Here is a 12,644-nt window from a genome sequence, read left to right as displayed (position 1 = left end):
GCGGGAGTCAGCCGATCATGAACAGGGCAGGGGTGCGGCGTAGCGTGCTTCATGTCGGTTCCGGGAGGTCTTGTTCGGCCCAGATGAGCTTGCCGCCCTCGGTGTAGCGGGTCCCCCAGCGACGGGAGAGCTGGGCGACGAGGAACAGCCCGCGGCCGCCCTCGTCGGTGGTGCGGGCGTGGCGCAGCCGCGGTGAGGTGCTGCTGGTGTCGGCGACCTCGCAGATCAGCACGTCGTGCCGGATCAGCCGCAGCCGGATGGGGCCGATGCCATGGCGGATGGCGTTGGTGACCAGCTCGCTGACGATCAGTTCCGTGGTCGTCATCACCTCCTCCAGACCCCACTCGGCGAGCTGGCGCATCGCCAGCGAGCGGGCGCTGGCGACGACGGCCGGATCGCAGGGCAGGTCCCAGGAGACGACATGTCCGGTGCCCAGCGCGCGCGTACGGGCCAGCAGCAGGGCCACATCGTCGGTCTGCGGGCAGGTCATCAGGGTGTCGATCACCATGGAGCAGAGCTCCTCCAGGGGCAGCGCGGCCTGGCCGAGGGCGTTGCTCAGCCGGCCCAGACCCACGTCGATGTCCTGGTTGCAGGTGACGATGAGCCCGTCGGTGTAGAGGGCGATCAGGCTTCCGGCGGGCAGCGCCAGCTCCGCCGACTCGAACGGCAGCGACCCGAGGCCCAGCGGGGGACCGGCGGGCAGCGCGGGGAAGGAGACCTCGCCGGAGGCGTCCACGATCGCGGGGGTCGGGTGCCCTGCCCGCGCCATCGTGCACCGCTGGGTGACCGGGTCGTAGATCGCGTACAGACATGTGGCGCCCAGCACCGCGGCCGCCACCTCCTCCTGTCCGCTCTCCTCCTCGGTGAGCCGGATGACCAGGTCGTCGAGGTGGGCCAGCAACTCCTCGGGCGTCAGGTCCATATCGGCGAGCGTGTGCACGGCGGTGCGCAGACGCCCCATGGTGGCCGCGGCGTTGATGCCGTGCCCGACCACATCGCCGACCACCAGCGCCACCCGGGCACCGGACAGCGGGATCACATCGAACCAGTCGCCGCCGACTCCGTTGCGCGCGTCCGTGGGGAGGTAGCGCGAGGCCACCTCGACGGCCTGGCCGCCGCTCAGGGCGTGCGGCAGCAGACTGCGCTGGAGGGCCAGCGCGGCGGCGTGCTCACGGCTGTAGCGGCGGGCGTTGTCGATGTTCAGCGCGGCCCGCGCGACCAGCTCCTCGGCGAGCAGCAGATCGTCCTCCTCGAACGGTTCCGGATGGCGGGAGCGGACGAACGAGGCCACGCCCAGGAGGGCGCCGCGCGCCCCGATCGGCGCCACCATCAGCGACCGCATCCCGAACTCGCGGGCCTTGGCCGTCCGCGCCGGATCGTCCCCGGACCAGGCGCTGATGGAGCTGTCCATCACGGGGTCGAGCAGGGCCTCCCCGGAGAAGAAGCAGCAGGCGAAGGGGGACGTGGGGGAGACGGTGACCGCGTCCCCGGGCCTGGCGACGGACTCCGGGCAGCCCTCCCGGATCGATGTCTGACCGGCGCGGCGGAAGACGGGCAGGGTGTCCCCGGTGGGCTCCAGGGGCTCCTCGCCGCGCAGTACGGAGTCCAGCAGATCGACGGTGACGAAGTCGGCGAGCCGCGGCACCGCGAAGTCGGCCAGCTCCTGGGCGGTGCGCATGACGTCCAGGGTGCTGCCGATGTACGCGCTGGCCTCGTTGAGCAGCGCCAGCCGCTCCCGGGCCCGCCAGCGGTCGGTGACGTCGATGCCCATGTAGCACACGCCCACCGGACGGCCCTCGGCGTTGTCCAGGCGGAAGAAGGAGGTGGAGTACGCGTGCTCGCGGTGCGGATGGGCGATCGTCCAGCCCCGGTACTCGTAGTCGATCACCGGCCTGCCGGTCTTCAGCACCTGCCGCAACTGCGCCTCGAGCGCCTCGGTGTCCAGCCCCGGCAGGCACTCCGCCATCCGGCGCCCCATCCGCTGCTCGCGCGGCAGCCCGCCGTAGCGCTCCAGCGTGTCGTTCATCCACACATACCGCAGATCCGGGCTGAGCACGGCCATCCCGATCGGCGACCGGGTGAGGAACGCCTGGAGCAGCGAGCCGCTGAGCGCCCAGGCCGGGACGGAGCCCACATCGATCCCGGAGACCAGCCAGGAGGTGTCGCCGCCCGGATTGCGCATCGCGCCCACCCGCAGTCCCACCTCGATCCGGCGGCCGTCCCGGTGCCGGAGCCGCCCCAGGCCGCCCCAGCCGCCGTGCGCCTGGCACCACGAGCCGATCGCCTCGGCCTGCGCCGCGTCCTCGGGCGCCACCAGCAGCATCCTGGCCGGCTGCTTCATCGCGTCGGCCGCCGGATAGCCGAGCAGTCTCTCCGCCGCCGGGGTCCAGCCGATGATGATTCCCGTGGCGTCGATCAGCGCCGAGGCCGCATCCGCCATGTCGAACGGGACATGCGTCTCGGTCGGCGCGATTCCCTTGGGGATGGCCATCGCACCCGTCCCATCTGCGGATACATTTCCCTTAATACTATGACTTCTGAGCCTCGCCGGTGGTACGCCGTGCGACGACGAACGCGCTGTTCCCGGGCGCCTCGGCCGGCGGGGGCGGCTCCTCGGTCATACCTGGTTGCCCCACAGGGAGCGGTTGTCGACGTTGGACCTGGTCACCAGCGGGGCGGGTAGCTGATCCTCCAGATTGCCGCCGGGCAGCCGGACGATCGTGCTGTGGTGGCGGGTCGGCCCCGTCTTGAAGGGCTTCCCGGCCATGGCCTGCTTGATGTAGCGCATCGCGTAGACGGCGTAGAGATTCGCCGGCTGGGAGACGGTGGCGTCGATGAGACCCTCGCGGATCGCGGCCAGCTCCTGCGGGACCCCGTCGTTGGAGACGATGGCGATGTGGCCGCGATGGCCCACCGGGACCAGGGCGTGGTGGCTCTGGAGGATGCGCAGGGTGGGCGCCAGATAGACGCCCCCCGCCTGGAGGTAGATGCCCTTGATGCCGGGGTAGGCGCTGTAGAGGGCCTCCAGGCCGGCCGCCGCCCGCTCCGCCTGCCAGGCCGCGGGGATGTCCAGGACCTTGATGTCCGGGTAGTGCCGCGCCATGCAGCGGTCGAAGCCGGCCGTGCGGTCCTGGCCGTTGTCCGAGGCCAGATCGCCCTGGATCTGCACCACCGTGCCCCGCCGCACGGCCCGGCCGAGGCTCCGGCACGCCTTGACGCCGTACGCCCGGTTGTCGGCCCGTACCACGATGGCGACCTTGCCCCGGTCGGGGGCCACATCGACGGCGACGACCGGCACATGGGCGCGCCGGGCGGCGTTCAGGCCGGGGCCGATGGCGGCCGAGTCGATCGGGGAGACGACCAGGCCCTTGACCTCCTGGGCCAGCAGAATGTTGATATCGGTGATCTGTTTGCTCGGTTGGTTATTGGAGTTGACCGTCGGCAGGATCCGCACGCCCGCCTTCTTGGCCTGCTTCGGGATCTCGTCGTTGTACGCCTCCCAGAAGGGCGAGGTCAGCAGCGGCAGCACCACGCCCACCCGGTGCGGGTCCACCTCGCCGCCACAGCCCGCCGCGGCCGGGCCGCACAGCAGGAGAAGGGCCGCGGTGGCGGTGGTGAGGCGGTGGCGCATGCTGCTCTCGGCTCCTGGATCCGGCTCGGTGGAACGGACGGTCTCGGACGCCGCGCCTTGATCGTCGGCCGCGGGCTCAACGGTCTTCGGCGTTCGGGATGAATACCCCATATCAGCACAGAACGCTCGGTGAGTAGGGGAAAGCCGACCCTTGACAACCCTCCGGTGTACGCCTGAGGATCACCGCGTGAACTTGTCAGACAGCCAGACAGGTGGTGCAGAGCTCGACTTCCCCCGCCGCATCAGCGCGATGGAAGCGGTTCTCACCCATCTCCGCCAGGCGATCGAGCGCGGCGACTACGCGGTGGGGGACAAACTCCCCTCCGAGGCGGAGCTGTGCCGTCGCCTGGAGGTCAGCCGACCGGTGCTCCGCGAGGCCCTGCGGGCCTTGCAGACGATGGGGCTGACCGCCTCACGCACCGGCAAGGGCACCTTCGTCATCTCCAGCGGGCCGGTGGAGGATCCCACCTTCGGCGACTACGCCGCAAGTGACCTCCTGGAGGTGCGCCGGCACGTCGAGATCCCGGTGGCGGGCTACGCGGCACTGCGCCGCTCCGCCGAGGACCTCGACCACCTGTCCCATCTGCTGGAGCGGATGGAGCGGGAGACCGACACCACCGCATGGGTGGCGATGGACACGCTGTTCCATCTCGCCGTCGCCCAGGCGGCCCGGAATCCGGTCTTCCGTCGGGTCATCGAGGAGATCCGCGATGCGCTGGCCCGGCAGTCTGCATTTCTCAACGAGCTCGGCGGCCGCCGAGAGCAGTCCAACCGAGAACACCGGGCGATCGTCGAGGCGCTCGCCGACGGGTCCGAGCACGACGCGGTGGAAGCGATGACCCACCACCTCGAACGCGTGGAGACCACCCTGACCTCCATCGTGCGGCCCGCCACGGCGGACGACCGGACGACAGTACCGACGGAAGGCGGACAGCAGGCGTGAGCGAGCAGTCCCTCCGGCAAGAAGACCGCGATCAGCAGCAGGCCGGGCACCCCGCGCATGTGGACGCGGGCGACGCCGGTTACAGCAAGTCCCTCAAGGCCCGGCATGTCAACATGATCGCCATCGGCGGCGCGATCGGCACCGGCCTCTTCCTCGGCGCCGGCGGGCGGCTCAAGGACGCCGGGCCGTCACTGGCCGTGGCATACGCGGTCTGCGGCATCTTCGCCTTCCTGGTGGTGCGCGCCCTGGGCGAGCTGGTGCTGCACCGGCCGTCCTCCGGCGCGTTCGTCTCCTACGCCCGTGAGTTCCTCGGCGAGAAGGGCGCCTTCGTCGCGGGCTGGATGTACTTCCTGAACTGGGCCACCACCGGGGTCGCCGACATCACCGCCGTTGCGACCTACACCCACTACTGGGGGATGTTCACCGAGATTCCGCAGTGGGTGATCGCCCTGATCGCGCTCGCCGTGGTGCTCACGGTCAACCTGATCTCGGTGAAGATCTTCGGCGAGATGGAGTTCTGGTTCGCGATCATCAAGGTCGGTGCGCTCGTCGTCTTCATGGCCATCGGCATCTTCCTGCTGGTCACCCGCGAGCAGGTGGCCGGCAACAGCACCGGCCCCAGCCTGATCACCGACCACGGCGGCATCTTCCCGCACGGTGCGCTGCCGATGCTGCTGGTCATCCAGGGCGTGGTCTTCGCCTACGCCTCCGTGGAGCTGGTCGGCGTGGCCGCCGGTGAGACCGAGAACCCCGAGAAGATCATGCCCAAGGCGATCAACTCCATCATGTGGCGGGTGGGCCTGTTCTACGTCGGCTCCGTGGTGTTGCTCTCGATGCTGCTGCCCTCCGACTCCTACTCGGGCGACCAGAGCCCCTTCGTCACCGTGCTGTCCAAGATCGGCGTCCCGGCGGCCGGCGGCGTGATGAACCTCGTCGTGCTCACCGCCGCGATGTCCAGCCTCAACTCCGGTCTCTACTCCACCGGCCGGATCCTGCGCTCGATGGCGATGTCGGGCTCCGCGCCCAAGTTCACCGGCGTCATGAGCCGTACCCAGGTGCCCTACGGAGGCATCCTCCTCACCTCCTTCTTCTGCGTGCTGGGCGTGGGCCTGAACTATGTGGTGCCGGACAAGGCATTTGAGATCGTGCTCAACTTCGCCGCGATCGGCATCCTCTCCACCTGGGCCGTGATCATGCTCTGTCATCTGCTGTTCTGGCGGCGCGCCCAGGCCGGGCAGCTCACCCGCCCCGGCTACCGGCTGCCCGGCTCCCCGTACACCGAGATCGTCACCCTGGGCTTCCTGGCTTCCGTCCTCGTCCTGATGTGGGCGGACGGCGGACCGAGCCGGCTCACCGTGATGGCGCTTCCGGCGATCCTGGCGGCGCTGGTCATCGGCTGGTTCGCGTCCCGCGGCCGGATGAAGGACGCCCGGTGAGCCCAGGCCGCGGTGAGCCGAGGCCCCGGTGAGCCCAGGCCGGTGAACCCGTCGGTGAACCCCCACTGAGGAATCGTTTCTCCGAGCGGCCGGGGCCACCCCTCGGCCGCCCTCCCCTCCACCACCTCCTGGAGGAATCCCACCCCGTGAACACCCCCGACCACGAGAGCACCACCATGAACAACCCCCTCGGACGGACCCTCGACGCGCCCCGCCGCACCCCGGCCGAGCCCCCCGCCCTCCGCGAACCCCGCCATGTGCCGCTCGCCCATGTCGTACGCGGCGGGGTCATCGAGGGCGTCCACCACGGCTCGGTCGTCGTCCTGGCCGCCGACGGCCGGGTCGAGTTCCAGGCCGGCGACATCGACGTGGCCTTCTACCCGCGCTCCGCGCTCAAGCCCGTCCAGGCCGTCGCCCTGCTGCGGGCCGGGCTGCCGCTGGACGGGGAGCTGCTGTCGCTCACCGCCGCCAGCCACTCCGGCCTGCGGCGCCATCTGGACGGAGCGCGCCGCATCCTCGACCAGGCCGGGCTCACCGAGGCGGATCTGCGCAACGTCCCCGACCTGCCGTACGGCGCCGCCGAGCGCGACGCCTGGCTGCGCGACGGCGGCGAGCCCACCCGGCTCGCCCAGAACTGCTCCGGCAAGCACGCCGCGATGCTGCTCACCACCAAGCTGCGCGGCTGGCCGCTGGAGGACTATCTCGACCCGGCCCATCCGCTACAGAGGCTGATCGCCGAAACAGTGGAGGACCTCACCGGACAGCGCGTCGCCCAGGTCTCGGTCGACGGCTGCGGCGCGCCGCTGTTCTCCGTCTCCCTGCGCGGGCTCGCGACGGCCGCCGCCCGGATCGCCTCGGGCGCCATGGACACCCCCGAGGGCCGGGTCGCGGCAGCCCTGCGCGCCCACCCGGACATGGCGTCCGGCCCCGACCGCGATGTGGCCCGGCTGATGCGCGCCGTACCGGGCCTGATCGCCAAGGACGGCTTCGAGGGTGTGCAGATCGCGGCGCTGCCCGACGGCCGGGCCGTCGCCGTGAAGATCGGCGACGGGGCGGACCGCGCCCGGATGCCGGTGACCGCCGCGGCCCTCGCCCACTGCGGGATCGACCCCGGTGTGCTCAGCGAATTCGCCACCATGCCGGTGTACGGCGGCGGAGTGACCGTCGGCGGTGTGCACCCCACCGACGCCCTCGCCCCGCCCGCCGCCTGACCCTCCCACCCTCCCCGAGGAACCAAGGAAGACCGCACGCCATGACTGCCACCGGCTATCGCCGCGAACACGATCTGCTCGGCGACCGCGACGTCCCCGCCGACGCCTACTGGGGCATCCACACCCTGCGCGCCGGCGAGAACTTCCCCATCACCGGCACCTCCATCTCCGCCTATCCGCACCTGATCAGCGCCCTGGCCGCCGTGAAGGAGGCCGCCGCCCGCGCCAATGAGGACCTCGGGCTGCTCACCTCCGCCAAGGCCGACGCCATCGCCGCCGCCTGCCAGGAGATACGCCGGGGCGCCCTGCACGACCAGTTCACCGTCGATGTGATCCAGGGCGGCGCCGGGACCTCGACCAACATGAACGCCAACGAGGTGATCGCCAACCGGGCGCTGGAGCTCCTCGGCCGGGAGAAGGGCGACTACGCCCACCTCCACCCCAACGAGGACGTCAACCTCAGCCAGTCCACCAACGATGTCTACCCGACCGCCGTCAACGTCTCCACGATCATCGCCGTCCGTGAGCTCCATACGGCCATGGAGACGCTGCGCCAGGCGTTCGCCGCCAAGGCCGAGGAGTTCCGCGACGTCCTCAAGATGGGGCGCACCCAGCTTCAGGACGCGGTGCCCATGACGCTGGGCCAGGAGTTCTCGGCGTACGCGGTGATGCTGGAGGAGGACCAGAGCCGGCTGCTGGAAGCCGCCACCTTGGTGCACGAGATCAACCTCGGCGCGACCGCCATCGGCACCGGCCTCAACGCCCCCAAGGGCTACGCCGAGGCCGCCCGCCGCCACCTCGAGGCCATCACCGGACTGCCACTGGTCACCGCCGCCAACCTGGTCGAGGCCACGCAGGACTGCGGTGCCTTCGTCCATCTGTCGGGCGTCCTCAAGCGCATCGCCGTCAAGCTCTCCAAGAGCTGCAACGACCTGCGGCTGCTCTCCTCGGGCCCGCGGGCCGGGCTCAACGAGATCAACCTGCCCCCGGTGCAGGCCGGTTCCAGCATCATGCCCGGCAAGGTCAACCCGGTGATCCCCGAGGTGGTCAACCAGGTCGCCTTCGAGGTGATCGGCAACGACGTCGCCATCACGATGGCCGCCGAGGCCGGACAGCTCCAGCTCAACGCCTTCGAGCCGATCATCCTGCACTCCCTCTCCGAGAGCGTCACCCATCTGCGCGCCGCCTGCCTGGTGCTGGCCGAGCGGTGCGTGGTGGGCATCACCGCCAACACCGAGCGGCTGCGCACCTCCGTGGAGAACTCCATCGGCCTGGTCACCGCGCTCAACCCGTACATCGGCTACAGCGCGGCCACCAGCATCGCCAAGGAGGCGCTCGCCACGGGGCGCGGCGTGGCCGAACTCGTCCTGGAGAAGGGGCTGCTGCCCGCCGACCGGCTGGCCCAGGTGCTCCGCCCGGAGGAGATCGCGGGCAGCCCCTCTATTTGAGGCTCGGTTCGCCTCCGGGCGCTTGGGGGTTGCGGTCGGGGGGGTAAGCCGACGGGCGCCGTAGTGCTTCCGGGTGTTTGGTTTTACCGGCCGGGGGCACCTCCCAGCGGTAGCTGGGGGAGGCTTTTGCGCCCCGGAGGCGAACCGAGCCTCAAAAAGAGGGGCGGCGTAGCCGCGTGATAGCCGGGGCCGAGCTGGAGGGGAGCAGATCGGCGGGGTGGTCCGGGCCTGCCACGTCGATGCGGACGCTGTCGGCGATGCGGTAGGGGCGGTGCGCCAGCACCGCCCCGATGCGCCCGCGCAGCCGGGACATCGCGGCCCGCACCGTCACCGTCCGCGTCGGGTCCCCGAACAGGTCCTCGGCCAATTGCGCGGCCGTCCGCCCCTCGGGGTGCGCGGCGAGCAGCAGCAGCACCTCGGCCTGGCGGGCGCTGAGTTCATGCGTCCAGGCGCCCGACGGGCCCGAGAAGGTCAGGGTCCAGCGGTGCGGATGGCGTACGTCCAGCAGCAGATCGCCCCAGCCCGCCGGACCGCCCCCCTCCGCGGGCTCGCCGTCCAGCACCCGCAGCAGATGGCCGCCGGGCAGCGGCTCCACCGCGCACGCGCCGAGCGCCGGCAGCCAGACCGGCCCCTCGCAGGGCGCCTTCGGCAGCAACAGCCGGCGCTCGCGCGGGGTCACCCCGGTGACCCCGGCGATCCAGCCGTGGTGATCGACCACGACGGCCTTGCCGCGGATCCGCGCCAGGAGCGGGGCGGCGACGGCGCGCAGGCCCTCCAGATCCCGGCTGTGGGCGAGCCGCAGTTCGCCCTCGGCCCACCGGGCGGTCGCGGTGACCAGGGAGAGCACCGTCGGATGGGCGGTACCGGCTGGGCCGCTGACGTCGATGACGCCCAGCAGCCGTCCGTCCCGCGGGTCGTGGACGGGGGCGGCGGCGCAGCTCCAGGCGTGGAAGGCGCTCACGAAATGCTCCGCCGAATGCACCCGGACGGGGGACTTCACGGCCAGCGCGGTCCCGATTCCGCTGGTCCCGGCGACGTCCTCGGCCCAATGCGAACCCTCCACGAGCGCGATGCCGTCGGCCTGCCGGCGGACGCCCCGATGGCCGTCGAGCCACAGGATCCGGCCCTCCGCATCGGCGATGATCATGATGTGGCCGGCCGCCTCCGCCGCCTCCAGCAGCCCGTTGTGCAAGGTGGGCAGCACCTCGGCCAGCCGGGTCTGCCGCCTCCGCAGCTCCAGTTCGTCCAGACCCAGCGGCCGCGGGGCGCGGCCGCGATCCGGATCGAGGCCCAGGCGCAGCATCCGGTCCCAGGAGGCGCCGATCACGGGGCGGGCGGGCAGCGGAAGCCGTCCCCGGCTCAGCGCCGCCTCGCGGATCACCGCCATGAGACGGGCCGATTCGGCGGGGCTCAGCGCGGCCAGGGGACCGGCGTCACGTGGGTGCTGGGAACGCATGGATGGCAGCCTTCAGCCTCTGCTGAGCGGGGCTTCGTTGCTCCGCGATTGTAGTGAAGCCGTGCGGCGGAAGCTGCTGCCGTGAAGCCGTCCGGGGCGGCCGTTGTCGTGAAGCCGTCCCGTGGCGGCCGCCGTCGTGCGGCCTCGGGCCATGGGCCCCTACGGGACGCCCGTACACGACGTTCCTACCGGACGCCCGTACACGACGTTCCTACCGGACGCCCGTACACGACGCTCCTACGGGACGCCTGCACACGGCGCCTCTACGGCGTCGGCACGGCCAGCTCGGCCCAGATGGTCTTGCCCGTGGCGGTCTGCCGGGTGCCCCAGCTCTCGGTGAGCTGGGCCACCAGCAGCGGTCCGCGGCCGTCCTCGTCGAAGGCGCGGGCCCGGCGCAGATGCGGTGAGGTGCCGCTGCCGTCGGAGATCTCGCAGATCAGCGCCCGGTCATGGATCAGGCGCAGCCCGATGGGCGGCGTGGCATGCCGGATGGCGTTGGTGACCAGCTCGCTGACCACCAACGCCATGGTGAAGGCGGCCTCTTCGAAGCCCCATGCGGCCAGCCGCACGGCGGCCTCCCGGCGGGCCCGGGCCACCACGGCCGGGTCGTCCGGCAGCTCCCAGGTGGCCACGTGGTCCGCGCCCAGCCCCCGGGTGCGGGCCAGCAGCAGGGCGACGTCGTCGGTGGGGTGGCCGGGAAGCAGCTTGGCCGGCATCGTCCGGCACAGGCCGTCCAGCGAGTCGGCGGGCCGGGCGGTCGCGTCATGGTGTCATCTCAACCCTTGGCGAAGAGTGAACCAATGGTCGCGCCTTCAAGTATGCCCACGGTGAGAGGGGCCGGCACATGCCGCGCGGTGTGCGCATGACCGCCGGGAGTCGGCTGTCACCCGCTGCTGGTACTGTCCCGGATCACAGAGAAACGAACAGAAGTTCTGCAAGGGGTGGGGTATATGGCCATGGTCGTATATGGGGGACATGGCAGAGGCACTCGCGTGGCCGGTGCCGTGCTCGCCGCCGTGCTGCTCTGTGGCGGTGCGGTCGGCTGCGGTTCGTCCGGGGCGGACGGGAAGCCGGAGGGCAAGGCGGGGGAGAAGTCCTCCGAGCAGGTGCGGATGGCCCCGGCGGCGGCCGTGCGGGCCGCCGCGAAGAAGAGCGAGAAGCTCACCTCGTTCCGCTACCGGATGACCGGGCGCACTCCCGAGGACGGGCGGATCGAGGGCGAGGCGGCGATGAGCACCAAGCCCGTCGCGGTCCGGATGACGATGCGCGCGGTCGGCCAGGGTGCCGACGCGGCGGTGGAGATCCGGCTGGTCGACGGGGCGATGTACCTCGACGGGGGCAAGGAGGCCGCCGGCGAGCTGAACGGGAAGAGCTGGCTCAAGCTGGACTTGTCGGCCCTGGGCGAGAAGGCGACCGGCGCGCTGGGCGGCGGTTCGCTCTCCCGCCAGGCCGACAAGAACCCGGCGGACGACTCGGCCTTCCTCTCCGGCGCCGACGATGTGAAGCGGGTCGGCGAGGAGACCATCGACGGGGTGCGCACGACGCACTACCGGGGCACCATCACCGTCTCCCAGATGCGCGAGAGCCTCAAGGACGAGGACGCGGCGACCCGCAAGCGCCGCGAGAAGAACCTCAAGGAGTACGAGGAGATGGGGGTCGACCGGCTGTCCATGGACATATGGATCGACCCGGACGGCCACACCAAGCGGTTCCGCGTGCGCGGCGAGGGGGACAAGGGCCCGCTCGACATGACCATCACCTTCTCCGGTCTCAATGAGCCGGTCACGGTGAAGGCGCCGCCCGCGAACCAGACCATGGACCTCGCCGAGCTGGCCGAGGGGATCGAGGGCTGATCCGGCGGCGCCTCCACCGTGGGCGGCACGGCGGGCTCAGCCGCCCGTTGTGCCCGCCCCGGCCGTGAGGGCCGAGTCGTCCCCCACACGGGCGCCGGGCAACTGGTGCCGGGCGGCGATGAGGGCGGCGTCCACATCCCGGGTCCCGGTGGAGACGCACAGGGTGTAGGCGAGGTCGTCCATCCGCTGTCGTACCTCGGTGCCGCCCGATTCGGCGTGCAGCATCCGCAGCGTCTCGTACTGCTCGATGAGGTTCTGAAGTACGACCGGGTGGGCCATCAGCACGACAGCGGTCCTTTCTCAGCCGGAGAGGTGACGCCGGCGCGTGTACCCCCATGGCCCGAGGCCATGTGCGTTTCTCATCAGACGTCGCCGGGCGGATGCCGCCCGGACGCGGCCTATGCCGGGGCGTCGGCCGAGATCAGCGCCGAGGCGGCCCGGGAGTGCAGCGAGTCCAGGGCCGTGAGCTGCTGCCCGGCCCGCTCCAGCAGTTCGGCCAGGCGGCCCGTCTGGAGCCGGGTGTCATGGACGGCCACGGCGAGCAGCGAGCGCCACAGCAGCGCCTTGCCCTCCACGCCCACCCGGAGCGCCTCCAGCCCCACCAGCGTGTTCACTCCCGAGCGCCGCCGCGGCCGGCCGCCCGGCGTCAGCCGTGCGGCGCGCTCG

General features: G+C 71.4%; 9 protein-coding genes and 2 pseudogenes. 5 read left to right on the top strand and 6 right to left on the bottom strand.

Annotation, left to right across the window (positions count from 1 at the left end):
• Positions 1–49: 49 nt before the first annotated feature.
• Both KN815_RS35440 and KN815_RS35435 read right to left on the bottom strand, forming a co-directional pair.
• Positions 50–2,491, bottom strand: coding sequence for a SpoIIE family protein phosphatase (locus KN815_RS35440; RefSeq protein ID WP_216345949.1), 2,442 nt, complete (start codon positions 2,489–2,491; stop codon positions 50–52).
• A 126-nt stretch (positions 2,492–2,617) separates the two neighbouring features.
• On the bottom strand, positions 2,618–3,631 hold the full coding sequence (locus tag KN815_RS35435) for a sugar ABC transporter substrate-binding protein (protein ID WP_216345948.1): 1,014 nt from the start codon (positions 3,629–3,631) through the stop codon (positions 2,618–2,620).
• 187 nt (positions 3,632–3,818) lie between these two features.
• On the opposite strand from KN815_RS35435, the gene KN815_RS35430 reads away from it, so the two are divergent.
• The 4 genes from KN815_RS35430 (at position 3,819) to aspA (ending at position 8,669) form a co-directional block, all read left to right on the top strand.
• The gene (locus tag KN815_RS35430) at positions 3,819–4,574 is read left to right on the top strand and encodes a FadR/GntR family transcriptional regulator (protein ID WP_216345947.1); all 756 of its coding nucleotides are present in this window, start codon (positions 3,819–3,821) and stop codon (positions 4,572–4,574) included.
• The gene (locus tag KN815_RS35425; RefSeq protein ID WP_216345946.1) at positions 4,571–6,010 is read left to right on the top strand and encodes an amino acid permease; all 1,440 of its coding nucleotides are present in this window, start codon (positions 4,571–4,573) and stop codon (positions 6,008–6,010) included. The genes KN815_RS35430 and KN815_RS35425 overlap by 4 nt, the downstream gene beginning before the upstream one ends.
• A gap of 176 nt (positions 6,011–6,186) precedes the next feature.
• Complete coding sequence (locus tag KN815_RS35420) at positions 6,187–7,221, top strand: asparaginase (RefSeq protein ID WP_216345950.1); 1,035 nt, start codon at positions 6,187–6,189, stop codon at positions 7,219–7,221.
• Between the two features lie 41 nt (positions 7,222–7,262).
• Positions 7,263–8,669 carry an aspartate ammonia-lyase gene (aspA, locus tag KN815_RS35415; protein WP_216345945.1) on the top strand — a complete coding sequence of 469 codons (1,407 nt, stop codon included), beginning with the start codon at positions 7,263–7,265 and terminating at the stop codon, positions 8,667–8,669.
• A gap of 151 nt (positions 8,670–8,820) precedes the next feature.
• Here the strand turns inward: aspA and KN815_RS35410 are convergent, their stop codons facing one another.
• Both KN815_RS35410 and KN815_RS35405 read right to left on the bottom strand, forming a co-directional pair.
• Positions 8,821–10,125: a GAF domain-containing protein gene (locus tag KN815_RS35410; RefSeq protein WP_216345944.1), complete on the bottom strand. Its 1,305-nt coding sequence runs from the start codon at positions 10,123–10,125 to the stop codon at positions 8,821–8,823.
• Positions 10,126–10,388: 263 nt separating this feature from the next.
• Positions 10,389–10,883: pseudogene (locus KN815_RS35405) on the bottom strand (ATP-binding protein); the annotation flags it as partial.
• A gap of 192 nt (positions 10,884–11,075) precedes the next feature.
• On the opposite strand from KN815_RS35405, the gene KN815_RS35400 reads away from it, so the two are divergent.
• Entirely contained in the window at positions 11,076–11,978 is a 903-nt protein-coding gene (locus KN815_RS35400; RefSeq protein ID WP_216345942.1) for an SCO4651 family lipoprotein, read from the top strand.
• A gap of 36 nt (positions 11,979–12,014) precedes the next feature.
• On the opposite strand, the gene KN815_RS35395 is transcribed toward KN815_RS35400, so the two are convergent.
• Together KN815_RS35395 and KN815_RS35390 are read right to left on the bottom strand one after the other, a co-directional pair.
• Positions 12,015–12,263 carry a DUF5133 domain-containing protein gene (locus tag KN815_RS35395; RefSeq protein ID WP_216345941.1) on the bottom strand — a complete coding sequence of 83 codons (249 nt, stop codon included), beginning with the start codon at positions 12,261–12,263 and terminating at the stop codon, positions 12,015–12,017.
• A 113-nt stretch (positions 12,264–12,376) separates the two neighbouring features.
• Positions 12,377–12,644 (bottom strand): annotated as a pseudogene (locus KN815_RS35390) (hypothetical protein); the annotation flags it as partial.

The sequence above is a fragment of the Streptomyces niphimycinicus genome (assembly GCF_018883605.1).
Classification (GTDB): Bacteria; Actinomycetota; Actinomycetes; order Streptomycetales; family Streptomycetaceae; genus Streptomyces; species Streptomyces niphimycinicus.
Note: the sequence above shows the minus strand (reverse complement) of the source record. Positions and strands in the feature narration are given on the sequence as shown.